Annotated in this window: 21 protein-coding genes; 8 read left to right on the top strand and 13 right to left on the bottom strand. The window is 69.5% G+C overall.

The window, feature by feature from the left end; translation table 11 throughout:
• Nucleotide 1: 1 nt before the first annotated feature.
• The 3 genes from NM1_RS27165 to NM1_RS27155 form a co-directional block, all read right to left on the bottom strand.
• Entirely contained in the window at nucleotides 2–652 is a 651-nt protein-coding gene (locus NM1_RS27165; protein WP_068025769.1) for a response regulator, read from the bottom strand.
• Between the two features lie 138 nt (nucleotides 653–790).
• Nucleotides 791–1,612, bottom strand: a complete 822-nt coding sequence (locus NM1_RS27160) for an acyl-CoA thioesterase (protein WP_068025767.1) — start codon at nucleotides 1,610–1,612, stop codon at nucleotides 791–793.
• Nucleotides 1,613–1,699: 87 nt separating this feature from the next.
• The gene (locus tag NM1_RS27155; RefSeq protein WP_068025758.1) at nucleotides 1,700–2,344 is read right to left on the bottom strand and encodes a TetR/AcrR family transcriptional regulator C-terminal domain-containing protein; all 645 of its coding nucleotides are present in this window, start codon (nucleotides 2,342–2,344) and stop codon (nucleotides 1,700–1,702) included.
• A gap of 113 nt (nucleotides 2,345–2,457) precedes the next feature.
• Here NM1_RS27155 and NM1_RS27150 point away from each other — a divergent pair, with 113 nt between their 5' ends.
• Together NM1_RS27150 and NM1_RS27145 are read left to right on the top strand one after the other, a co-directional pair.
• Complete coding sequence (locus NM1_RS27150) at nucleotides 2,458–3,966, top strand: FAD-dependent monooxygenase (protein WP_068025756.1); 1,509 nt, start codon at nucleotides 2,458–2,460, stop codon at nucleotides 3,964–3,966.
• 225 nt (nucleotides 3,967–4,191) lie between these two features.
• On the top strand, nucleotides 4,192–4,797 hold the full coding sequence (locus tag NM1_RS27145; RefSeq protein WP_068025993.1) for a nucleoside/nucleotide kinase family protein: 606 nt from the start codon (nucleotides 4,192–4,194) through the stop codon (nucleotides 4,795–4,797).
• Nucleotides 4,798–4,816: 19 nt separating this feature from the next.
• Here NM1_RS27145 and NM1_RS27140 read toward each other — a convergent pair whose 3' ends face one another.
• On the bottom strand, nucleotides 4,817–5,755 hold the full coding sequence (locus NM1_RS27140; protein WP_147288966.1) for a toprim domain-containing protein: 939 nt from the start codon (nucleotides 5,753–5,755) through the stop codon (nucleotides 4,817–4,819).
• Between the two features lie 262 nt (nucleotides 5,756–6,017).
• On the bottom strand, nucleotides 6,018–7,010 hold the full coding sequence (locus NM1_RS27135; RefSeq protein ID WP_068025751.1) for a helix-turn-helix transcriptional regulator: 993 nt from the start codon (nucleotides 7,008–7,010) through the stop codon (nucleotides 6,018–6,020).
• Between the two features lie 261 nt (nucleotides 7,011–7,271).
• Between NM1_RS27135 and NM1_RS27125 the strand changes: the two genes are divergently transcribed.
• Complete coding sequence (locus tag NM1_RS27125) at nucleotides 7,272–7,733, top strand: VOC family protein (protein WP_068025740.1); 462 nt, start codon at nucleotides 7,272–7,274, stop codon at nucleotides 7,731–7,733.
• Nucleotides 7,734–7,748: 15 nt separating this feature from the next.
• On the opposite strand, the gene NM1_RS27120 is transcribed toward NM1_RS27125, so the two are convergent.
• Entirely contained in the window at nucleotides 7,749–9,398 is a 1,650-nt protein-coding gene (locus NM1_RS27120; protein WP_068025736.1) for an ABC-F family ATP-binding cassette domain-containing protein, read from the bottom strand.
• 337 nt (nucleotides 9,399–9,735) lie between these two features.
• Between NM1_RS27120 and NM1_RS27115 the strand changes: the two genes are divergently transcribed.
• A complete protein-coding gene (locus tag NM1_RS27115) occupies nucleotides 9,736–9,921 on the top strand; it encodes a hypothetical protein (protein ID WP_147288965.1) in 186 nt (61 codons plus the stop codon).
• A gap of 39 nt (nucleotides 9,922–9,960) precedes the next feature.
• On the opposite strand, the gene NM1_RS27110 is transcribed toward NM1_RS27115, so the two are convergent.
• Entirely contained in the window at nucleotides 9,961–10,608 is a 648-nt protein-coding gene (locus NM1_RS27110; protein ID WP_068025731.1) for an HAD family hydrolase, read from the bottom strand.
• Nucleotides 10,605–11,594 (bottom strand): LysR family transcriptional regulator, encoded by a 990-nt coding sequence (locus NM1_RS27105; RefSeq protein WP_068025985.1) that lies wholly within the window; start codon nucleotides 11,592–11,594, stop codon nucleotides 10,605–10,607. Before NM1_RS27105 ends, NM1_RS27110 begins: the two co-directional genes overlap by 4 nt.
• 166 nt (nucleotides 11,595–11,760) lie before the next feature.
• Here NM1_RS27105 and dnaE point away from each other — a divergent pair, with 166 nt between their 5' ends.
• Nucleotides 11,761–15,291 carry a DNA polymerase III subunit alpha gene (dnaE, locus tag NM1_RS27100; protein WP_068025729.1) on the top strand — a complete coding sequence of 1,177 codons (3,531 nt, stop codon included), beginning with the start codon at nucleotides 11,761–11,763 and terminating at the stop codon, nucleotides 15,289–15,291.
• Nucleotides 15,292–15,483: 192 nt separating this feature from the next.
• Here the strand turns inward: dnaE and NM1_RS27095 are convergent, their stop codons facing one another.
• The 4 genes from NM1_RS27095 to pdxS form a co-directional block, all read right to left on the bottom strand.
• Nucleotides 15,484–16,407, bottom strand: a complete 924-nt coding sequence (locus NM1_RS27095; RefSeq protein ID WP_246011243.1) for a hypothetical protein — start codon at nucleotides 16,405–16,407, stop codon at nucleotides 15,484–15,486.
• Nucleotides 16,400–17,389, bottom strand: a complete 990-nt coding sequence (locus NM1_RS27090) for a hypothetical protein (protein ID WP_147288964.1) — start codon at nucleotides 17,387–17,389, stop codon at nucleotides 16,400–16,402. Before NM1_RS27090 ends, NM1_RS27095 begins: the two co-directional genes overlap by 8 nt.
• Before the next feature lie 145 nt (nucleotides 17,390–17,534).
• Nucleotides 17,535–18,506, bottom strand: a complete 972-nt coding sequence (locus NM1_RS27085; protein ID WP_068025725.1) for an IclR family transcriptional regulator — start codon at nucleotides 18,504–18,506, stop codon at nucleotides 17,535–17,537.
• Nucleotides 18,507–18,701: 195 nt separating this feature from the next.
• Entirely contained in the window at nucleotides 18,702–19,604 is a 903-nt protein-coding gene (gene pdxS / locus NM1_RS27080) for a pyridoxal 5'-phosphate synthase lyase subunit PdxS (protein WP_068025714.1), read from the bottom strand.
• A 374-nt stretch (nucleotides 19,605–19,978) separates the two neighbouring features.
• Here pdxS and NM1_RS27075 point away from each other — a divergent pair, with 374 nt between their 5' ends.
• Entirely contained in the window at nucleotides 19,979–20,410 is a 432-nt protein-coding gene (locus NM1_RS27075) for an OsmC family protein (RefSeq protein WP_068025980.1), read from the top strand.
• 31 nt (nucleotides 20,411–20,441) lie between these two features.
• Here NM1_RS27075 and NM1_RS27070 read toward each other — a convergent pair whose 3' ends face one another.
• Complete coding sequence (locus NM1_RS27070) at nucleotides 20,442–21,059, bottom strand: TetR/AcrR family transcriptional regulator (protein ID WP_068025712.1); 618 nt, start codon at nucleotides 21,057–21,059, stop codon at nucleotides 20,442–20,444.
• A gap of 104 nt (nucleotides 21,060–21,163) precedes the next feature.
• Between NM1_RS27070 and NM1_RS27065 the strand changes: the two genes are divergently transcribed.
• Nucleotides 21,164–22,387 carry an alkane 1-monooxygenase gene (locus tag NM1_RS27065; protein ID WP_068025709.1) on the top strand — a complete coding sequence of 408 codons (1,224 nt, stop codon included), beginning with the start codon at nucleotides 21,164–21,166 and terminating at the stop codon, nucleotides 22,385–22,387.
• Nucleotides 22,387–22,557: a rubredoxin gene (locus NM1_RS27060; protein WP_068025707.1), complete on the top strand. Its 171-nt coding sequence runs from the start codon at nucleotides 22,387–22,389 to the stop codon at nucleotides 22,555–22,557. The genes NM1_RS27065 and NM1_RS27060 overlap by 1 nt, the downstream gene beginning before the upstream one ends.
• The last annotated feature ends 1 nt before the right edge of the window (nucleotide 22,558 follow it).

The raw sequence follows: 22,558 nt of genomic DNA, 5'->3' as shown, positions 1-22,558 counted from the left end.
CTCACCCGTTGCGGGTATGCACCAGCCCCATCCGGGCGGCGAGCACGGCCGCCTCGGTGCGGCCCTGCACGTCGAGCTTGCGCAGCACCCTCGACACGTAATTCTTGACCGTCTTCTCGGACAGGTACATTCGCTGCGCGATCTGGCGGTTGGTCATGCCGCGGCCCAGCAGTCCCAGCACGGTCCGCTCGCGGTCGGTGAGTTCGGCGAGCGGGCCGCCGTGCCATTCGGCCTGCGCGCGCAGCGCCGCCATCACCGCGGCCGTCGCGCGGGAGTCCAGCAGCGAGCGCCCGGCCGCGACCTGCCGGATGGCGTCCACGAGTTCCGGCCCGCGCACGTCCTTGACCAGGTATCCGGAGGCGCCCGCGAGCACCGCGCCGATCATCGACGGCTCGTCCGCGAACGCGGTCAGCATCAGGCAGCGCACACCCGGCACGGCCGCCAGCAGTTCCCGGCACAGCTCGTCGCCGCTACCGTCAGGCAATCGGACATCGAGCAGAACGACGTCCGGCCGGGCCGCGGGCACGCGCGCACGGGCCTGGGCACAGGTTCCGGCCTCCCCCACCAGCGTGAGATCCGCCGCCTCGTCGATGAGATTGCGCAGTCCGCGCCGGACGATTTCGTGATCGTCGACGATGAACACGTCGACCATCGCAGCCTCCTCCCGTCGAGGGTCCGCCGATTCCTGCCCGGATCCGCGGCAAACGGACAGCAGGAACCGGCCTGGCGGCTATCGATCGGCTACCCGCCGCACCGGCGCTCAAACTGTCGCCCGGCCGCGGGGCGGCTGTCAGGCCTCGCGCAACGTGCGGATGAGCCCCTCCTGGACCACGGCCGCCACCAGCTGACCCTCCTGGTTGAAGATCCGCCCGCCGGTCAGCGCGCGGCCGAATCCCGCCGAGGGCGAGGCCTGGTCGTAGAGCAGCCAGTCGTCGGCGCGGAACGGGCGCAGGAACCACATGGCATGGTCGAGCGAGGCGTTCTGTGTCGGCTCGTCGGGGTGGATGACCTTCGACGATCCGAGCAGCGTCATATCGCTCATATAGGCGAGCGTGCAGACGTGGAACAGCGGATCGTCCGGCAGCGGGTGGCGATAGCGGAACCACACCTGCTGCTGGGCGGCGAGGCCGCTCTTGCGGGCCACCTGCTCCTGCGGGATGGTGCGGATATCCCAGTGCTCCCACTCCCGCATGGCCCACAGGCGCTCCGGGCTCATGGAGGTGCGGGCGTCCGGAAGTTCGTGCGGCGGCGGCACTTTCGGCATCTCGTCCTGATGCTCCGGGCCCTCGTCGCCGACGTGGAACGAGGCCGACATCGTGAAGATCGCCTCGCCGTTCTGCACGCCGGTCACCCGGCGGGTGCAGAACGACCGGCCGTCGCGGATGCGCTCGACCAGGTACACCGTGCGCTCCTGCGGGTTACCCGGCCGCAGGAAGTAACCGTGCAGGGAATGCACCTGGTAGTTCGGCTCCACCGTGCGCACCGCCGATACCAGCGCCTGCCCGGCAACCTGCCCGCCGAACGTGCGCGGCAGCTGGGTCTTCGTGGACGCGCCACGGAAGATGTCCCGCTCGAGCCGCTCGATCTCGAGGGCCTCTTCGATCGTCGCCATCAACCGTCCTTCCGGAATTGAACCAGCTCAGGTTAAACAATGGCGAACGGTGGACGACCTCCGGCTCACCGGGGCGGCGCCCTCGAATCAGCGAACGGTGCTGGTGGCGAGGATTCCGGCGAGTACGACGCGGAGACCGTGGTCGAATTCGGCGTCGAAGTCCGAGGGGAACAGCCCGGCCATCATCTGCGCGGTGCGCGGATACCGGTCGGGATCGACGCTGCGCCGGACCTTCTCGCGGTCGTAGGGATTGCCCCCGGCGTAGTCGACGCCGGTCCGGGCCTGTTCCTCGATGACGTAGCCGACGGTGTAGTGCAGCAGGATCGGGAAGACCCGCACGGCATCGGCGGACTCGAACCCCGCGTCCTCGAGCGTACGCAGCGTCAATTCCACTGTGCGAAACATGGTGTCGTCGGTGACGTAGGTGCCCGCGAGCACCTTCGCCCCGTCCCGGTAGCCGAGCATCGCCCGCCGCAGCCGCCGCGCCAGCGCGATCACCCAGTCCTGCCAGTCCTCGCCCCGCCGCGGCGCCTCGACGTCGGCGACGGCGGAGACGAAAACGGCGCGGGCCATCGCGTCCAGCAGTTCGCGTTTGTTCTTGACGTGCCAGTACAGCGCGGGCGCCTGCACATCCAGGGCCGTGGCGACCTTCCGCATCGTCAGCCCGTCGAGTCCGACCTCGTCCAGCAGGCCGAGCGCGGCCTCCGCGATCGCCGGGGTATCGAGCTTCACCGTCCACCTCCTTCGTGCACCGCCTCGACCGGTTCAGCGCCTTGACAGCTTAACAACATCCTGTTGTCCTTAACGTTGTTAAATTGTATTGAACGAAGTTAAGGGAGTGGGTCATGGAATCGACGGACGTGGTGATCGCCGGTGGCGGCCCGACCGGGCTCATGCTGGCCTGCGAGCTGCGGCTGGCCGGGGTCGGGGTGGTCGTGGTCGACGGCCTCCCGGCACGCACGGGCGAATCCCGGGCCGGGGGCATCCATGCCCGCACGATGGAGATCCTCGACCAGCGCCGGCTGCTGGATTGCCTACTGGCACAGGGCCGTCCGCTGCAGGCCGGGCACTTCGCCGGGCTGCCACTGGATTTCAGCGACTTCGACACCCGCCACCCCTACCTCCTCGCCGTGCTGCAGTCGGTGATCGAGCGCGAGCTGGACAGCCGCGCAACCGAACTCGATGCGCCCGTGCGGTGGGGCGCACCGGTCGTCGGCCTCCGACAGGACGGCGCGGGTGTGACGGTCACCGTCGGTGGCCCGGAGGGCACCCGGGACCTCCGCGCCTCGTATCTCGTCGGGTGCGACGGTGCCCGCAGCGCGGTCCGCAAGCTTTCCGGTATCGGATTCGCCGGGACCGACGCCACCATGAGCGGCATGATCGCCGATGTCGAACTGGCCGATCCGCCCGCCGAACCGTTCTTCGCGCATCGGCGGGGTGCCGGTGACTTCTCGGCGGTGCAGTTCCAGCCGGGCTGGTACCGCTTGGTCGTGCAGCGGCACGACCTGGTCCTGGAGCGGGGCACGGAATTGACCTTCGACGATTTCCGCGGCCACTTCACCGAGATCGCGGGCACCGACTTCGGCATGCACAGCCCCCGCTGGGTGTCGCACTACGGCGACGCCGCGCGCCAGGCCGACCGGTACCGCGACGGGCGAGTCCTTCTCGCCGGGGATGCGGCGCACATCCACTATCCGGCCGGTGGCCAGGGGCTGAACCTGGGCGTACAGGATGCGGCCAACCTCGGGTGGAAGCTCGCGGCCGCCGTGCGCGGCGACGCCCCCGACGGATTGCTGGACACCTACGAGAGCGAACGCCATCCCGTCGCGGCGCGCGTCCTGCACAACACCCGGGCCCAGACCTCGCTGTCGCGCTCCGGGCCGCACACCGACGCGCTGCGCGACATCGTGGGCGATCTGATCGGCATGGACGAGGTGCGGCACCGGCTCGGCCTCATGATCACGGCCCTGGACCTCCGCTACGACACCGCGGGAGATCACCCGCTGGCCGGGCGGCGCGTGCCCGATGCCGACCTCGGCACCGCCGACGGCGATACCCGGGTCTGCGAACTCCTGCGCGCCGGACGTCCGATCCTGCTGAGCCTCAACGGAAATCGAGTCCCGGCGGTCCCGCAGTGGGGCGACCGCCTCGATCTCGTCGCCGCCCGGACCCGCGACGACCACTGGGCCGTCCCCGGCGTAGGCAAGATCCCCGTACCCGCCGCCGTCCTCATCCGCCCCGACGGCTACACGGCCTGGGTGACGGCGCAACCGGGAACCGACGGCCTGACCGAAGCCCTCACCACCTGGCTCGGCCCGGCATCCGCCCTCGTCCCGGCATCAGGCGCAGTCTGACCCCCAGCCGCGCAACGCCCCACTCCGGCCGTCACTCGTGCGGCTCCTGCCATCCCGACACGCACCACCCGTCCCGTCATTCCGGCATGCACCACCCGTCCCGCTATTCCCGGCATGCTTTTGGCCGGAATCCATGGCGAGATCCCGGCCAAAAGCATGCCGGGAATAGCGGGAGACAAGCATGCCGGGAATAGCGGGAGACGCGGGCATGTGCATCATGATCAGATGCCCAGGTTTGCGCCGATCACTGCCGAGGGGGTGGTGGAACTCGTCGCGGATCGCGCGGCCCGGATGACGGGGCGAGGCGTCGTCGCGGTGGACGGCGCGGATGCCGCCGATCCGCTCGCCCTCGCGCGGGCGGTCGCGGACGACCTGCGTGCCCGCGGTCGTTCCGCCGACGTGGTCTGGCTGCACGACTACGTTCGCCCGGCCTCTTTACGCCTCGAGTACGGTCGTGACGAGATGACCTACCGCACAGCATGGTTCGACTATGCGGGGCTCGAACGCGAAGTGCTGCAGGCACTGCGCGAGCGCGGGCGCTGGCTGCCCGCGCTGTGGGACGAGCGGACCGACCGATCCGCCCGCGCCACAACCGTTTCCGCCGCACCCGACGCCGTACTGTTCGTGGCCGGTCCCATGCTCCTCGGCCGCGGACTCGACTTCGACCTGTCCGTCGAACTCCACATGTCGGAAGGCGCCTTGCGCCGGACCACCGACCCCGCCGCCGAATTCACCATCGACGCACTGCTGTCACACCGCGCCGATCGAACCACCGAGCCCGACATCTTGATCGCCTGGGACCACCCGAACCGGCCCGCCGTCCGCATCTGAGCGACGGCGTTGAAAGGTTCTAGGCGAGTGCCTGTCCACGCATCGCGTAGGCGTCGAGGATCGGGACCGGGTCGAGTTCGTCGAGGTGGTGGCCGGCGTCGAGGTGGTCGGTGAGATCGTTGCCGTCGCGGGCCTGGACGATGCGGAGCTCGTGGACGAGGCGGATCAGGGAATCGGCGGCCTTGGCGGCGCGGCGGTAGCCGGGGGCATCGCGGTCGGTGACGATCCAGACGCGGTGCGCGCCGCGCAACCATGCGGCATGGGCCGGAGTCCACGCGTGCGCGCCACCGGCATTCGTCGTGGCGACGACTCCGGTGCGCAGCGCGCTGTGAACATCCCGCTCGCCTTCGCAGAGATAGATGTCCGCACCCGTCGCCACGGCGGCCGCAACCTCCGGAAGCCGATAGGGAATGTGCGCGAATCCACCGTGCCGCCAGCCGTTTTCGGTCATGCGCTGCTGCCAGAAGTGTTTGACGCGGCCGTGCTCGTGCGGCGTGTGGACCCGATGGACCCGGCCCTCCGGGCGGCGGTCGGGCCACCGGTAGAGATAGGCCGCCACCGCCCGGGGCGGGCCGATCGCGGGACCGACGCCGGGCTTGTGGACAGCCAGCGGCAGGCCCGCGGCCAGCAGTGCCCGATCCGCCGGGGACGGGCCCGGCCGATGCGTTCGCGGGATGCGCCCCGTACCGGCGATGCGGCGACGTGGCCGGTCGAACAGGTCTCGCACCCGCAGCCCGAGGCGGTCGAGCACCTCCTCGTCGGAGCACCCCGCGAAACAGCGCAGGACGGTGCGCTGCCCGGCCCGGTTGTAGATCACGCCGAGGGACGGATTGTGGTGGCGCCCATCGCCTTCGTGCACCGGGCACAGATAGCGGTACCACGCGCCCGACTTCTTACCGGGCCCGCTCACCCGGTCGAGCGCGGCGGTGATGACGTCGAAGGAGAGTGTGCTGTCCATGATGCGCTCCTCTGAGCCCATCATCCCCCGCCGCGCGACGACGGCTCCCGGGGAACAGCGGATCGCAACCATTCCGATAACGCGAGATCCGGCCCCGGCGTAAGCAATTCGTGCCGATCGATGCCGCGACAACCATCCGGTCGTCGGCATCGGCCACATGCACCAACGAGGGCGAGACCGGCGCCGCGCGGCGGTCAGTTCCGCGACGTGAGCGTGTCGCCGACGATCGGTGCCTGCCGCTACCGGCCGCGTGGCCGTGGCCTCAGGAACGGTCCGCGTTCGGCGTGGCCGCCGGCGCCGCACCGGCCGACCGCAGCCGTTCCGCCAGCTCGCGGCTGCGCGTCCGGAGTTCGGGAGGGTCGAGCACCTCGAAGTCGTGCCCCAGCACAGCCATATGGAGCAGGACGGCGTCGAGATTGTCTGCGCCACTGCGCACCTCGCAGCGGCCGCCCTCGCGCGGATCGATGACGGCCGCCGATGCCGGGATCTGCGCGCGCACCGTCTCCGCGGGCGCGTGCACGAGGAAGCGGGCCTGCCGCGAGTACACCCGGCTGGCCACGCCCTCCTGTACGTACGGCGCCGCATCGGGCGCCGCGCGCGGGCGGAAGCGCCAGGTCCGGGCGGTCACGGCGGCCATCCGGTCGACGCGGAAGCTGCGCCAGTCGTCGCGGTCGAGATCGAAGGCGAGCAGGTACCAGCGCCGGTCGGAGGCGACCAGGCGGTAGGGCTCGACACGCCGCGGCCGCACCGCGCCACCGGAGGAGTAGTCGAATCCGGCCTCGACCTCGTCTCGGCATGCGCGCGCCAAGGTCATGAGCGGCTCGGGGTCGACCGGCGTGCGGCCGCCGCCGAAGGACTCCACCGAGCCGGACAGCGCGCGCACCTCGTGCCGCAGCCGCGTGGGCAGCACCCGGTCGAGTTTCGTCAGCGCGCGGAGGGCGGCATCACCGGCGCCCGCGACCGCGCCGCCCGCCCCGGCGAGCAGCGCGACCGCGGTGGCGATCGCCTCCTCGTCGTCGAGCAGCAGCGGCGGCAACTCCTGGCCCGGGCCGAGCTGATATCCGCCGCCGACGCCCTGGCTGGCATGCACGGGATAGCCCAGTGTCCGCAGCCGCTCGACATCGCGCCGCACCGTGCGCGGGGTGACGCCGAGCCGCTCGGCGAGTTCGGGGCCGGTCCAGACCTGTCGCTGCAGCAGCCCGAGCAGTGTGAGCACGCGCTCCGTCGTGCCTCGTTCGTCGCCCGCCGCGTCCACATCACCACCTTGCCAGAAATAGCGGACCAATTCTGTCCGCTAGCCGTGCCAGGGTGAAGCCGTGAAGCACACACGCCACAGCCGCGACCGGTCGGTGCGGACCCGGCGGGACATCCGGCCTGACGGGTGCACGTCGGCCCCCGCGATCCCAAACCGCAAGAACGAGTCCGGCCCGGAGCAGACTCGGTGCAGCACATCCACCATGAGTCGATTCACGACGTCCGCCCACCACACATTCCCCATGACGAACGGAGTCACCCTATGAGCCGCGACATCCAGATCACCTTCGACGCCCACGACCCGGCAGCGCTGTCGACGTTCTGGCGCGATGCCCTCGGCTACGTCCACCCCGCGCCGCCCGGAGTCGACCTGCCCGAGGGCGCCGACCCGCTGGCCGCGTGGGACGAATTCCTCGCACGGCTCGGCGTACCCGAGGACCAGCGCAATACCCGGTCCGCCATCGAGGATCCGGAGGGGCGGCGCCCCCGGCTGTTCTTCCAGCAGGTGCCGGAGGACAAGGTCGCCAAGAACCGCGTCCACCTCGACGTGCGCGCGGCCCCCGGGCTCCAGGGCGAGCAGCGGATGGCGGCCCTGGAAGCCGAGTGCGACCGGCTCACCGCGCTGGGCGCGAAACGGCTGCACCGCCACGACCCCGAGCCCCCGCTGGACTTCGGCCACATCGTGATGGCCGACCCCGAGGGCAACGAATTCTGCCTCGACTGACGCACCTCGGCCGGATCAGGATCGGGCCACTGTCGGGTCCGCTGCGTGCAGGTCCAGGCGCGCCCAGTCCCGCACGTCGCGTTGCAGTTGCCGGTCGTGGGTGGCGACGACGACGGCCGCTGCGGTCGCGTGCAGCGCGTCGGTGAGCTCGTCGACCAGCGCGATGGACAGGTGGTTGGTGGGCTCGTCCAGCAGCAGCGCGTGCGGGCGAGTCGCCAAGGCGCAGGCCAGATCCAGGCGGCGCTGCTGCCCCATCGACAGGTCGCCGATCCGCTTGTTCACCTCGCGGGAGGACAGCAGGCCCAGCGAGGCGAGTCCGATCACCTCGCCCTCGGCGAGCAGCCCCGCCGTCACCGCCCGTGCCAGGTACGCCTCGTAGACCTCGCGCGCGCGACGATGCGTCGAACGCCGAGATTCCTGCTCCAGCAGCTGGATTCGCGCCTTCCGCGCTCGGTGCAGCCGCCCCGTCGTCGGCTCCAGCGCGCCGGACAGCACGTGCAGCAGCGTGGACTTGCCGGCACCGTTGGCACCCGTGATCACCAGGCGGTCACCGGAATTCAGTGACAGCTCGACCGGTCGCGGCAGTCGTCCCGCGACCGTCACCTCCTCGGCCCGCACCAGGGTGACGCCGGGCCGCGCCGGAAGTTCGGGCATGGTGAACCGCCGCGGCGGCGTCGGCGCGGTGATGCGATGCCGTTCCAGGTCGTCCTGGCGGCGATGCACGGCACGCGCCAAAGACCCCGCGCGCGTGGCACGTTGGTGCTTGCCGGTGCCCTTGTCCGGCCGCCAGCCGGTGACCAGCCGATTCTGCGCCGACGACAGGTCGTTCGCGAGGCGCACGCGCTCGGTCTGCTGCTGTTTGTACTCCTCCTCCCAGCGTTCGCGTTCGGCGCGGCGGCCGTCCCGGTACCCAGCGTAACCGTCGCCGTAGCTGCGCGGCAGGCCGTCGCGGGTCGGATCCAGGTCCAGGATCGTCTCCGCCACATCGGTCAGCAGCGCCCGGTCATGACTCACCACCACGACGCCGCCGGGGAAGGCCCGCAGCCGCGCGGTCAGGAATTCCAGTGCGGCGCGGTCGAGATGATTGGTCGGCTCGTCCAGCAGCAGGAAATCGTCCCCGGCGGCCAGCAGCACCGCCAGGCGCACGCGATACCGCTGCCCGACCGACAGCGTGGCGAGCGGCCGGTCCCGATCCGATACCGCCCCGAGACCTTCCAGCGCCACATCGACGCGGCGGTCGGCGTCCCAGGCATCCAGTAGTTGCACGAGATCCAGCGCGTCGCCGTATTCCCGGTCGGCGCCGGGACGTTCGTCGGTGAGGGCCGCGGTCGCCGCGTCGAGCCGTCGCATCGCCTCCCGGGAGGCGGCCAGGTGCTCGTCGACGACGTCGCCGACGGTCCGCGCGTCGTGGTCCGGCATCTCCTGTGTGGCCAGCGCCAGCGTGCCGACCCGCTGTACGCTGCCCGCGTCGAGGGTGAGCAGGCCCGCGAGCACGTGCAGCAGCGTGGACTTGCCGCGCCCGTTCTCGCCGACGATCCCCCACCGCGAACCGGGCGACACGGTCATCTCCACGCCGTCGAGCACGGTGTGCTCGCCGCGCTGCACGCGAACGGCCGAACAGGTCAGTTGCGCCCGCCCGCGGGCAGGCTGAATCCAGATGGTCATGAAACTTCCTCCGGGCACACGTCATCCGCGATGCGGGAAAGGGATGTGCCTTGGTCGATGAGTGCGCGCGACCGCGCGACGGGACATCGAATGCGGGGCCGTCAGCGATCCGTCGAGGATGCGGGCCCGGAGCCGTTAGAGGAAGTACAAGTGCACGACAGCGAGGGTAGCAAGGCCCGCCGATCCGGCGCGAAGGATTTTCCGGTGGGGGTTGTCACAGCCCCCTGACCTCGCCGGTCGCGGGGAGTTAAGCATCCGTTATGCCGCCGGAAAGACGAAAGCCCGATGCTCGACGGTGTCGCACCTCGCGACCTATGCGGATGAGGGGAACGGATCGATGGGTGGGTGGAATCTACCGGCACCGGATACGCAGCGGGTCCAGGATGCGCCCGGTTCCGACGACGGCACGGCCCGCACCGTCCGGATGGTCGTCGACGCCGAGAACTGGCTGCGGCCGGTCGTCGTGTACGACGAAGCGGCCATCCTGCGGGCATACGCCGCGGCCCTGGAAAAGCCCCGGTGACCCCACCCGCTTTCATTGCCGGGCAACGTAATTCGACACCTACCGTAGATGCTTCCGGCCGCGATCGTCGATGAGCGCGAATGCCGCACGCAGATCGCGTCCGCGATAACTGTGCGAGGCGACATCGCGCACGTGATGGTCGGCATTGATCGCCACCGACAGAGGGACGGCGGCGAACAGGGGCGCATCGGACATGGAGTCCCCGTAGGCGATGCAGTCCGCGCGGTCCAGCCCGAACTGCGCACACAGTTCGTCCGCGATCCGCACCTTCGCCGCCGGGTCGAGGATTCCGGCCGGATCGAGCCGCTCCCGGAACGGCACGGCGGGCCAGCGCGAGCCACGCGCCGCGTCGGCGCCCCAGCCGATCAATCGCTCGACGAAGAATCCGGGCGACAGCGAGATCACCGCGCACCGCTCACCGCGGGCGCGGATCTCCGCCCACACCTCCCGGATCCCCGCCAACCACGGCGCGCCGTCGAACGCGGCGGCGACGTGGGCCTCGGTCAGTTCGCCCCACAGCTCCGCGGCCAGCTCCGCGAACCTCGACGTCGTCAGCTCGCCCGCCGCGAAAGCCCGTTCCAGCTCGGCGATTTCGACCTCGAGCCCGAGTTGCCGCGAGATCTCGATGGCCGCGGCCGAGCCGTGGATGAGCGTGCCGTCCAGGTCGAACAAGTGCAGTCTGCTCACTGCCTCGAGACTAGTGGACAGAACAGCGGACGATCGGGCGCGGGGATCCAGCAGTCGGCCGCGAGATCGTTGTTGTAGTTGTCGCGGAAGTAATCGACCAGGTGCGGCAGACCCGGATGGGTGTTGGTGGTGGACCACAGCAGCGCGTGCGGGTAGGCGGGCGTCGGGTCGACGATGGGCAGCCGCCGGATACGCGGATGCCACGGGTTGCGGAAGTTGTCGCCGCTGACGGTGGCCAGACTGTCGGAGGCGGCGATGAGGTCGAGCATGGCCGTGATGCCGTCGCCGCCCGCGCCATCCCCTCCCGACTGCCGCGACTTGGGCGTGGTATCGATTGTGACACCGCAGAATTCGCTCAGCTCGCGGTAGAAGTCGGCCCATTCCGAGGGGATCGCCGCGCCCGGAATCCACACCGTCATATCGCCGAGCTCGCGGAGCGGCACCGACGATCGCCTGGCCAGCGGGTGATCCTTCCCGACGAGCAGATGCGCCGCATCCAGATAGGCCGGGGCTGCGGCGATTTCCGGCGGCAGCGGATGCGGACCGCCGTGCGGCCGCGCGAATGCCGCGTCGGCGCGGCCGCTGACCAGCATGTCTCGCGAGGTGACCGATACGTTCGAGATGACGATCTCGGTATCGGATTCGAGATTGTGGTCCAGGTAGAACCGCATCTGCTCGAACGCCCCCTGCCGCTCCCCCTGGATGGCCACCCGCAGCGGGCGCGGCTGCTCCCGGACCGCCGCCACCGCCGCCTCCGCCACCGCCAGCAGCGACCGTGCGTGCGGTAGCAGGCGGACACCGGCAGCGGTCGGCGCGATCCCGGCGGGTACGCGGTCGAACAGCGCCGCACCGAGTTGCGCCTCCAGCTTGGCGATCCGCTTGGACACCGCCTGCTGGCTGAGGCCGAGGACGGCCGCGGCATGACTGAACTGTCCCTCGTCGAACGCCGCGACGAACGCGCGGACGGACGCCGGATCGAGATCCATCGGATCACCTCTCCACACAACTGATGGTTGTCCACCCTAGCGTGTCGCTTGTTCGACTCGCTCCCCTGCCACCTGGTCATATCACTGCGAAACGACACGGTCGGCACCGCTTTCGGCACAACCGAGAGGCGGTTGCGGGCCCCGATCGACGGCACAGGGTGATTCGATGAGCGACGCGTCCTTCGTCCATCTGCACAACCACACCGAGTACTCGATGCTCGACGGCATGGCGAAGGTGGCGCCACTGTTCGCCGAGGCCGAACGCCTGGGCATGCCCGCGGTGGGGATGTCCGACCACGGCAATATGTACGGCGCGGCGGAGTTCTTCCGGCAGTCGCAGCGCGCCGGGATCAAGCCGATCATCGGGATCGAGGCCTATGTGGCGCCGGAGTCCCGGTTCTCGAACAGGCGGGTGCGGTGGGGAGATCCGTCGCAGAAGTCCGACGACGTCTCCGGTTCCGGCGCCTACCTGCACATGACCATGTTCGCGAGAAACGCTGCGGGACTGCGGAATCTGTTCCGGCTGTCGTCGCTGGCGTCGTTCGAGGGGCAGCTCGGCAAGTGGCCGCGCATGGACGCCGAACTGATCGCCGAGCACGCCGAGGGCATCGTCGCCACCACCGGATGCCCGTCCGGCGAGGTCCAAACCCGTTTGCGGCTGGGGCAATTCGATGCGGCGTACGAGGCGGCGGGCCGGTGGCGGGAGATCTTCGGCGCGGAGAACTTCTACCTCGAGGTCATGGATCACGGGCTGTCCATCGAGCGGCGCGTCCGGGAGGACCTGCTGGCCGTCGGCGAGAAGGTCGGCCTGACTCCGTTGGCCACCAACGATTGTCACTACGTGGTGCGGGCGCAGGCGGCGGCGCACGAGGCCATGCTGTGCGTGCAGACCGGCAAGACCCTGTCGGATCCGACCCGGTTCCGTTTCGACGGCGACGGCTACTACCTGAGGTCGGCCGCCGAGATGCGCGCGCTGTGGGACGGCGAGGTCCCCGGCGCCTGCGATGCCACCCTCGCCGTCGCCGAGCGCATCGAGCCGTACGACGAGGTGTGGGAATTCCGCGACCGCATGCCGGTGTTCCCGGTCCCGGGCGACCACACCGAGGACAGCTGGCTGCGGCGGGAGGTGGACGCAGGCCTGCGCTGGCGCTTCCCGTCCGGCGTACCCGACCACTATGCGCACCGGGCACGGTTCGAGCTGGACATCATCCGGGACAAGGGATTTCCCGCCTACTTCCTGGTCGTTGGCGACCTGGTGGCACACGCCCGCGAGGTCGGCATCCGGGTCGGGCCGGGACGCGGGTCGGCGGCGGGTTCGCTGGTCGCCTACGCGCTCGCGATCACCAATATCGACCCGATCGAGCACGGCCTGCTGTTCGAGCGGTTCCTCAATCCCGAGCGGCCGTCGGCACCCGATATCGATATCGACTTCGACGACCGGCGCCGCGGCGAGATGATCCGCTATGCCACCGAGCGCTGGGGTGCGGACAAGGTCGCGCAGGTCATCACGTTCGGCACCATCAAGACCAAAGCGGCACTGAAGGATGCGGCGCGCGTGCACTTCGGCCAGCCCGGATTCGCGATCGCCGACCGCATCACCAAGGCGCTGCCGCCCGCCGTGGCCGCCAAGGATATTCCGGTCGCGGGCATCACCGATCCCGCGCACGAGCGCTACGGCGAGGCGGCCGAGGTGCGCGCACTGCTCGAGTCCGACCCCGATGTGCGCCGGATCTACGACACCGCGGTGGGTTTGGAGGGCATGGTGCGCGGCGCGGGCGTGCATGCCTGCGCCGTGATCCTGTCCAGCGAACCGCTCATGGATGTGGTTCCGCTGTGGAAGCGGCCGCAGGACGGGGCGGTCATCACCGGCTGGGACTATCCCTCGTGCGAGGCCATCGGCCTACTCAAGATGGACTTCCTGGGCCTGCGCACGCTCACCGTGATCGGCGACTGCCTGGCCAACATCCGCGACAATCGCGGCCTCGATATCGACCTGGACACGCTCGACCTCGACGATGCGAACACCTACGCCATGCTCGCGGGCGGCGACAATCTCGGTGTGTTCCAGATGGATTCGGCCGGGATGCGAGAACTGCTGCTGCGCATGGCGCCCACCGAATTCAACGACCTGATCGCCTCCAACGCGCTCTACCGGCCGGGGCCGATGGGGGTCGGCGCGCACTGGTCCTACGCCGACCGCAAGAACGGCCGGGAGTCGGTCACCCCGATCCACCCCGAACTCGACGAGGCGCTGCGCGACATCCTGTCGGAGACCTACGCCCTGATCGTCTATCAGGAACAGATCATGCAGATCGCGCAGCAGGTGGCCGGATACTCGCTGGGGCAGGCGGATCTGCTGCGCCGCGCGATGGGCAAGAAGAAGCCGGAGGTGCTGGCCCAGGAGTTCGAGAACTTCCGGAAGGGCATGCGCGACAAGGGGTACAGCGATGCGGCGATCACCGCGCTGTGGGAGGCCGTGCTGCCGTTCGCCGGATACGCCTACAACAAGTCGCACGCCGCCGGGTACAGCCTGGTCATGTACTGGACCGCCTACCTCAAGGCCAACTATCCCGCCGAATTCATGGCGGCGCTGCTGACCTCGGTCGGCGACGACAAGGACAAGTCGGCGATCTACCTGGCGGACTGCCGCAAACGCGGTATCCGGGTGCTGCCGCCGGATGTCAACGACTCCGCCGCCACCTTCACCTGCGTCGGATCCGATATCCGATTCGGGCTGGGTGCCGTGCGCAATGTGGGCGAACCGGTCGTCGAATCCATTGTGCGGGCCCGCGAATCGGCCCGGTTCGCGAGTTTCTCCGACTACCTGGCCAAGGTCGACGCCACCGCCTGCAGCAAGAAGGTGGTCGAATCCCTGGTCAAGGCGGGCGGTTTCGATTCGCTGCGGCATCCGCGCCAGGGGCTGTACCTGGTGCACGCCGAGGCGGTCGACGCGGCGATGAGTACCAAGAAGGCCGCGGCGCGTGGGCAATTCGACCTCTTCGCCGATTCGATGGACGAATGCCGGGACGCCGCAGCGGTTTTCGAGGTTCCGGTGCCGGATCAGGAATGGGATGCGCGGCAGCTGCTCGGATTCGAGCGGGAAATGCTGGGGCTGTATGTATCCGGGCATCCGCTCGACGAGGTGGCACCGGCGCTGGCCGCGCGGTGCGACACCTCGATCGCCACGCTCGCCGAGGGCGGACTCGGGCACAGCCGCAAGGTGGTCGTGGGCGGCCTCGTCGTCTCCGTCGATCGCCGGATCACGAAGAAGGGGGAACCCTGGGCCATCGTGCGCCTGGAGGATCTGGAGGCGGCTGCGGAGGTGCTGTTCTTCCCCGCCGCCTACGCCGCCGCGGCCACCTCGCTCGCGGAGGACGCCGTCGTGCTGGTCACCGCACACGTCAGCGTCCGCGAGGGACGCACGTCCCTGCTGGGCGACCAGGTCACCGTGCCGGACCTCGCGGGATCGTCGGGACCGGTCACGGTCACCATCCCGGTACCGGCGTGCACGCCGGGCACTGTCCGCACCCTGCGCGAGACCCTCCAGCAGCACCCGGGACCCACCGAGGTGCGTATCCGCTTGGTGGGCAAGAACGGTCCCCAACTCCTCGCCATCGACCCCCGCTTCCGAGTCCAGCCCTCCCCCGCCCTCATGGGCGAACTCAAAGCATTGTTCGGCCCAGCCTGCCTGCGATGAGTGCCTGGACGGCATGCCGCACACCCTCCGTCATTTCCCGGCATGCTTTTGGCCGGAATCCGCCCGCAGGCAATGGCCCCGGCAAAAGCGCGCCGGGGATGAGAGAGGACAGAGCGCGCCGGGGGTGAGAAGGCCGAGCGTGCCGGAGGGGACAGGCGACAGAATGCGCCGGATGACAGGTGGGTGCGTGGCTCAGCAGGTCGGGGCCGCTCCACGCTGCCAGGCGTATTCGTAGCGGGTTGCGCCGGGGCCGGTGCGGGGTAGGACGATTGCTGCGCCGTCGCGCGGGGTCCAGGTGCGTGGGAGGAGGACCAGGTTGTCTGTTGTGGTCATGATCAGGACCAGGCCGTCGTAGCGGAAGCGGTAGGCCGCATCGGGTTCGGCGCAGCGCACGGTGGTGACGCCGCGGACGCCGAGGGCGAGGTTCTTCTCGCTGTAGATGGTGACGCCCGGGTCGGTGCGCAGCGTCAGCCGCGCGATGTCGTCGGCGCGGCCGCGGCCCACGGCCATCGAGTAATCGGTTGCGCCCCAGAAGAATGCGCCGCCGACCAGCAGCAGGATCAGGCCCCATTCGAGTGGGGTGCTGGTGCGGGCGGACGAATCCTCCGCGTCGTCGCTGTTCTGTTTCCGGCGCTCGAGCACCACCGCCCACAGCAGCAGCACGCCGATGATCAGGCAGATCGGCGCGACTCCGAGGGAACGGTTCAGCGGTGTCTCGAACTGCGGCCTGGACAGCCCGTTGAGCATCAGCAGAAAGCCGACGACGGTCAGGATCGCGAGCATCCACCGCGGCCAGGAGGCCCCGCGAATCCTGCTCGGCAGCACCGCCCACAGCCACAACAGCCCGAGGGCCGTCGCACCGCACAGCGCCAGCGGAACGAAAAGCCCATCGGCGCTGCGCATCACGTAATCGGTGGTGCTGAGCCCGAGGACGGACGAATCCACCCCGAAGTACTTGCAGAATCCGCGGGCATGGAAGAAGCCCCAGTAGAACAGCAGGCCCGCCAGAAGCGTTGCCGGAGCGACGAATTGGCCGATGATCGGGGCGACCACGGCGAGCCCCGCGAACGGTCCCGCCCGGTCTTCGGCCTTGTCGGCGGATTCGGTCTCAGCCACCGGAACTCTCCGTCGTGGTCGCCGTAGGACCATCGACAGTAGCCGACGGTCGCGCCACTTCCGGCGAAATCGTCGAGACCGTCGAAGGTTTCAGGGCAGCGGTGGTGGTTGTCGTGATCGCAGGAGCGGTGGTCGGCGGGACAGTTGTCGTCGATGGAACGACTGTGGTGGTCGTCCGTGGCACGGCACTCGTCGTTGTCGTCACCGCGGCCCGGCAGTGGGTCCAGTACACGTGCACGACGTCGGGCGGCTTGCTGCCTCCCATGGCGAAGGCACGCTCGCCGTCACCGCTGCCCGACGGCAGTCGCCTGTCGATGCCGCTCTCGCCGTAGCTCGCGAGCAACTCCACGCTGTCCGGGAACTGCTCGCGACCCTGCGCCGGATTCTCCGGACAGGGCGGAATCTCCACGCGGTCTTCGACATTGACCAGTTGCACCGTCACACAGTCCTCCGGCATGCCCTTCGCCCGGCAGCCCGGGGCGGCCGCGGTCAGGATCCGATACCGAACGTAGGACGCGAGGGTAGTTCCCGGGTTGAAGTCGTAGGTGCCCAGATCGATCGGCAGGCCGCGCGCGGAGACCTCACCGGAATTACCGCCCGGGTTCCCCGGCGCCCCACCGGTATTGCCCGAACCCGCCGGATTTCCGGGGGCTCGGCCGCCGGAATCCGGACCGCCGCCCGTCGAGCCGCCCGGACCCTGCGCCGTCCCCGAACCGCCGGAATCCGGACCGCCGGACCCCTGAACCCCGGTAGCCGGGCTCCCGCTCGGCCATTCGCTCGAATTGCGTCCCGTCTCCGGGCCGAAATCGGGGTTTCCGCTTGCCGAGCTGCCGTCCCGGCAACCGGGTACCAGCAGCAGGCAGGCCGCGACGGCCGCACCCACCGCGAGCACACGCCCGGACCGCGCCGCGCCCCCGATCGCGCGAGACGGCCGTCTCCACCCGTCATACTCTGTGCGCCAAGGCGATCCGATGATGCGCATGACGTCTCCACCCCGTTTCCGCGAATTTGCTGTCGACTGAACAATCGCCCCAGCTCCGGGGAAACGCACCGGCACCGTGTCGCTCAGTGACACACCCGCCCGGAAACAAGCGCCGAGTACCGGTAGATCCGGCGCCGGTTCCGGCCTACGAGCCCACCGTCGTGCCCGGCACCTCGTCGTTATCGGCCTCGGTGTCGCGTGCGAGCTGTGTCCGGAGTGTGGCCGCGGCAGCCTGCCGGAGATCGCGGACGCTACTGTCCGGCAGCCGCGCTCCGGTTCGCTGCACCGTCGGCCAGACGTAGCCGATACCGGTGCGGCCGTGAAAGTGCGGCAACTCCAGCGGCGGGTCACCGACGAGGTCGGAAGCGCGTAGCTCACGCTCCAATGCCTGTGCGGACCTGCGCAATTCGACGTCCAGACCGCGGGCCTCGATGCGGTCGCAGCGCCCGGTGATGCCGAGCGCGCCGATCATCGCGCCGGTGCCGTCCCGCAGGACCGCGCCGATACAGCTCCAGCCGAGCGTGAATTGTTCGACCTCGCGGGCGAATCCGGTATCGCGGGCCTGCGTCAGCAGATCCCGCATGCGCCGCCGATCCATCAGCGAGTACCGGGTCAGCGGCGCCCAGCCGCCCGCCAGCACGGCATCGGCCCGCTCCGGCTGGTGCGCGATCTGCAATCGGCCGGAGGCGAGCAGCACCATGCTCGGCCCGAGCAGCTCGGTGCTGGGCCAGCACGCCGCCTTGATCGCCGGGACGTGTGGGCGGCCGAACGCGGCCCCGGCGACGGTCAGCTCGCCGTCGTTCATGGTGGCGAACCAGGCCAGTTCGCCGCGCGAATGCCGGTGCAGATCCTGCAGATACGGCTGCACCGTCAGCGCGTGGCCGCTCTGGAACGCCGACCGCGGCCCCTGGTGGATCAACCGGCTTCCGGCGGCGTAGCCCTCCGGCGTGCGCGCCAGCATGTCCCGCTCCGCGAGATCGTTCGCTATCCGGCGCACGGTCGGCTTCGGGATCCCGGTCCGCCGGGTCAGCTCCGCCAGCGGCACCGGCCCGGCCGCCTCGGTGACCGCGTCCAGGATCGCCACCGCGCGGCCGATCACCGTGTGGTCGTCAGCCATCGCCGCCCGCCCCGCGAATCGTCGTGCCGCGCATCGCCGTTCCCTCCGTCGCAACGCGTCCATACCCATTGTCGGCCCGTTGCCGGTGCACCACCCGGGTATTCGGATACTCGATTCGGTGACGAACGTCCACCCGAAATACGCCGACGCCCCTCCGGCGATCGTGCCGGAGGGGCGTCGGGAGAGTACGGGCGCTTACCAGCCGCGCTCGGCGAGCCGGTGCGGCTCCGGGATGTCGTCGACGTTGATGCCGACCATGGCCTCGCCCAGGCCGCGCGACACCTTCGCCAGCACGTCCGGATCGTCGTAGAAGGTGGTGGCCTTGACGATCGCGGCCGCGCGCTGGGCCGGATTGCCGGACTTGAAGATGCCCGAGCCGACGAAGACGCCCTCGGCGCCCAGCTGCATCATCATCGCGGCGTCGGCCGGGGTGGCGATGCCGCCGGCGGTGAACAGCACGACCGGCAGCTTGCCGGACTCGGCGACCTCGCGGACCAGTTCGTACGGCGCCTGCAGCTCCTTGGCGGCCACGTACAGCTCGTCCTCGGGCAGCGACTGCAGGCGGCGGATCTGCTGGCGGATCTTGCGCATGTGGGTGGTGGCGTTCGAGACGTCGCCGGTACCGGCCTCGCCCTTGGAGCGGATCATCGCCGCGCCCTCGGTGAGGCGGCGCAGCGCCTCGCCCAGATTGGTGGCGCCACACACGAAGGGCACGGTGAACTGCCACTTGTCGATGTGGTGCTCGTAGTCGGCGGGAGTCAGCACCTCCGACTCGTCGATGTAGTCGACGCCGAGGCTCTGCAGCACCTGCGCCTCCACGAAGTGGCCGATCCGCGCCTTGGCCATCACCGGGATGGAGACCGCGTTCACGATGCCGTCGATCAGGTCCGGATCGCTCATGCGCGCCACGCCGCCCTGCGCGCGGATGTCGGCCGGGACCCGCTCCAGCGCCATGACGGCCACCGCGCCCGCGTCCTCGGCGATCTTGGCCTGCTCGGCGGTGACGACGTCCATGATCACACCGCCCTTGAGCATCTCGGCCATGCCGCGCTTCACGCGGGCGGTGCCGGTCGTCGGGGTGGTTTCGGGCGTAGCCACGGCAAACTCCTGATCATCGGGGAATCGGACCGTTCGGGAATCGAACGCCACAATTCTAGGCGGGTGGATCAGGCCACTTCATAGCCAGTCGGAGAGGACTGGACTGATGACCCGATGTCACCCGCCGTGACCAGGGATTCTGGCTATCTCGCCGCTACGGTCCGCTAGATCGGATTGACGACGAGCAGCTGCGCCCAGTAGGTCGCGGCCTCCTGACCCAGGTGGGGCAGCAGGAAGTCGTACAGCAAGTAGGACATCGGCATTCGGAACTTCACCTCCACAGCTCGGTTCGCCGCAATGCGCCGACGGCGAACCGGTTCCGACCATATCCGATCATGACGGGTCTCACAGCGCGGTCACCTACAGTCGTGACCATGACTGACGACAGCCTGCGGTCGGTACGAATCGAACGGACCGCTCCCGGACGGTTCGCCGCCACCAATCCGCGCGGCGGGCGGGTCGTGTTCGGGTCCGGGGACGATGCCGACTTCACGCCGGTCGAACTGCTGCTCGCGGCGCTCGGCGGCTGCACCGCGATCGATGTCGACATCGCGACCGCGCGTCATGCGGAGCCGGTCGAATTCACCGTCTCCGTCAGCGGCGACAAGATCAGCGACGAGCTCGGCGCGCATCTGGCCGACCTCGAGGTCCGCTTCCAGGTCTCCTTCCCCGAGGGCACCGGCGGCGACAACGCCCGCAAGGTTCTCCCGCGCGCGGTCCGCGCCTCGCACGACAAGCTGTGCACGGTCAGCCGGACCATCGAGATCGGCACGCCCGTGACGTCGACGGTCAACGGACAGGACTGACCACCCGCGCCCGCGGGCTCGCTCGGCACGCCTAGGTCGCGGCCGACGACTCTCCCCCGAACAGCCCGCCGATCACGAAACCGATCTGGCCGACGGCTCGCTCGGCGGTGCCGGTGGGCTGGAAGATATGGCTCAGCGCAAGGCGCACAACGGTTTCCAGCCGCGCGTCCAGGTCGTCGTCCGTCAGCGCGTCCATTCCGTACTGGGCGCGCACCGCGGCGGTGACGGCCGCGATCGCCCGGCCCAGCAGCGGCTCGGGTTCGGTCATCAGCACCGGCAGCAGCGTGGTGTCGGTCGCCGTGCGGCCCGCCAGCACCGCCTTCAGCAGCGCGTTGTCGGCTCCGGCGCGCAGGGCGTACTCCACCGCCCGCGTCATCCCCGCGACGGCGTCGCCGGGGTGGGCCGCCAGGCTGTCGGCGATCCCCACCAGGAAGCCCTCGAGCTCGTGCCGGATGACGGCCTCGGCGAGCTCCTGCTTCGTGCCGATCTCCTTGTAGAGCACCGGGCGGCTGACACCCACCTCCTTCGCCATCCGTGACATGTTCACCGCGCCCCAGCCCTCGGTGCAGACGAGGCGGCGGGCGGTGTCGATGACGCGCTCGCGCAGGAGTTGACGCATCTCGGTCTGGAAGTTCGGCGCTGCAGCCACGCTCCGATGTTACATGAGCTCCTCGAACGTTCCATCGTTGACATTCATGGTCTATGTGTATTCAATGAAGACACTTCGAGCTAAAGTGTAAACGGAGATCGACGATGACGACTTCTCGAGCCGGAGCATCCGCACCGGCGACGCCCACGCAATGGCACGACCGCAAGCGCTATCTATGGCTGTTCGGCCTCGTACCCCCGACCGCGATCCTGCTGGCCGTCGCGCTGGTTTGGGCCTTCAACAAGGTCGGCTGGCAGGCCGTCGCCCCGGTATGGTGGTGGATCGGCCCGCTGCTGGTCTATGTGCTGCTGCCGATCCTGGACCGCTTCTTCGGGCCGGACGGGCAGAATCCGCCGGACGAGGTGATGGAGCAGCTGGAAAACGACCGGTACTACCGGTACTGCGTCTACGCCTACATCCCGTTCCAGCTGCTGAGCCTGGTTCTGGCGGGCTATCTCTGGACCGCGGACACCCTGTCGTGGCTCGGCATCGACGGCGGCCTGGGGCTGATCTCGAAGATCGGTCTCGCGTTCAGCATCGGCGCGATGGGCGGGGTCGGCATCAACGCGGCGCACGAACTCGGCCACAAGAAGGACGAACTGGAGCGCTGGCTGTCGAAAATCACACTGGCGCAGACGTTTTACGGGCACTTCTACATCGAGCACAATCGCGGTCACCACGTCCGGGTCGCCACCGCGGAGGATCCGGCCAGCGCCCGCTTCGCCGAATCGTTCTGGGCCTTCCTGCCGCGCAGCGTGTGGGGCAGCCTGCGGTCGGCCTGGCATCTGGAGCGGACCCGATTGCAGCGACTCGGCAAGCGGCCGTGGACGATTCGCAACGATGTGCTCAACGCCTGGCTGATGTCGGTGGCGCTGTGGGGTGCGCTGGCCGCCGTGTTCGGCCCGGAAGTGCTGCCGTTCCTGGTGATTCAGGCCGTGTACGGATTCACGCTGCTGGAGACCGTGAACTACCTCGAGCATTACGGCCTGCTGCGGCAGCGGACATCGTCGGGCCGGTACGAGCGCTGCGCGCCGGAGCACAGCTGGAACTCCGACCACATCGTCACCAATATCTTCCTCTACCACCTGCAGCGCCACAGCGACCATCACGCGAATCCGACCCGGCGCTACCAGACGCTGCGCAGCATGGACGGCGCGCCGAACCTGCCCAGCGGCTACGCCAGCATGATCACCCTCGCCTATCTGCCGCCGCTGTGGCGCCGGGTGATGGACCACCGCGTACTGGCGCACTACGACGGCGACATCACCCGGGTGAACGTCCATCCCCGCCACCGGGATCGGGTGCTGGCGAAGTACGGGGCACGGTGATGGCCCGCTATCGCTGCCCGGTCTGCGACTACGTCTACGACGAGGCCGCCGGCGCGCCGCGCGAGGGTTTCCCGGCGGGCACGGCCTGGTCCGCGGTGCCCGACGACTGGTGCTGCCCCGACTGCGGCGTCCGCGAAAAGCTCGACTTCGAATCCACGACAGGAGATTGAG

It is taken from the genome of Nocardia mexicana NBRC 108244, from assembly GCF_001613165.1.
GTDB classification, from domain to species: Bacteria; Actinomycetota; Actinomycetes; order Mycobacteriales; family Mycobacteriaceae; genus Nocardia; species Nocardia mexicana.
This window is presented reverse-complemented; position numbering and strand designations above follow the sequence as displayed.

Bases quoted from the DNA above. Each gene is read 5' to 3' on its own strand.
- NM1_RS27105 (WP_068025985.1), bottom strand. From the start codon at position 11,594: ATGGATCTCGATCCGGCGTCCGTCCGCGCGTTCGTCGCGGCGTTCGAC.
- NM1_RS27120 (WP_068025736.1), bottom strand. From the start codon at position 9,398: ATGACCATCTGGATTCAGCCTGCCCGCGGGCGGGCGCAACTGACCTGT.
- NM1_RS27090 (WP_147288964.1), bottom strand. From the start codon at position 17,389: ATGCGCATCATCGGATCGCCTTGGCGCACAGAGTATGACGGGTGGAGA.
- NM1_RS27125 (WP_068025740.1), top strand. From the start codon at position 7,272: ATGAGCCGCGACATCCAGATCACCTTCGACGCCCACGACCCGGCAGCG.
- NM1_RS27065 (WP_068025709.1), top strand. From the start codon at position 21,164: ATGACGACTTCTCGAGCCGGAGCATCCGCACCGGCGACGCCCACGCAA.
- NM1_RS27145 (WP_068025993.1), top strand. From the start codon at position 4,192: ATGCCCAGGTTTGCGCCGATCACTGCCGAGGGGGTGGTGGAACTCGTC.
- NM1_RS27075 (WP_068025980.1), top strand. From the start codon at position 19,979: ATGACTGACGACAGCCTGCGGTCGGTACGAATCGAACGGACCGCTCCC.
- NM1_RS27165 (WP_068025769.1), bottom strand. From the start codon at position 652: ATGGTCGACGTGTTCATCGTCGACGATCACGAAATCGTCCGGCGCGGA.
- NM1_RS27085 (WP_068025725.1), bottom strand. From the start codon at position 18,506: ATGGCTGACGACCACACGGTGATCGGCCGCGCGGTGGCGATCCTGGAC.
- NM1_RS27140 (WP_147288966.1), bottom strand. From the start codon at position 5,755: ATGGACAGCACACTCTCCTTCGACGTCATCACCGCCGCGCTCGACCGG.
- NM1_RS27150 (WP_068025756.1), top strand. From the start codon at position 2,458: ATGGAATCGACGGACGTGGTGATCGCCGGTGGCGGCCCGACCGGGCTC.
- NM1_RS27160 (WP_068025767.1), bottom strand. From the start codon at position 1,612: ATGGCGACGATCGAAGAGGCCCTCGAGATCGAGCGGCTCGAGCGGGAC.
- NM1_RS27115 (WP_147288965.1), top strand. From the start codon at position 9,736: ATGGGTGGGTGGAATCTACCGGCACCGGATACGCAGCGGGTCCAGGAT.
- NM1_RS27060 (WP_068025707.1), top strand. From the start codon at position 22,387: ATGGCCCGCTATCGCTGCCCGGTCTGCGACTACGTCTACGACGAGGCC.
- dnaE (WP_068025729.1), top strand. From the start codon at position 11,761: ATGAGCGACGCGTCCTTCGTCCATCTGCACAACCACACCGAGTACTCG.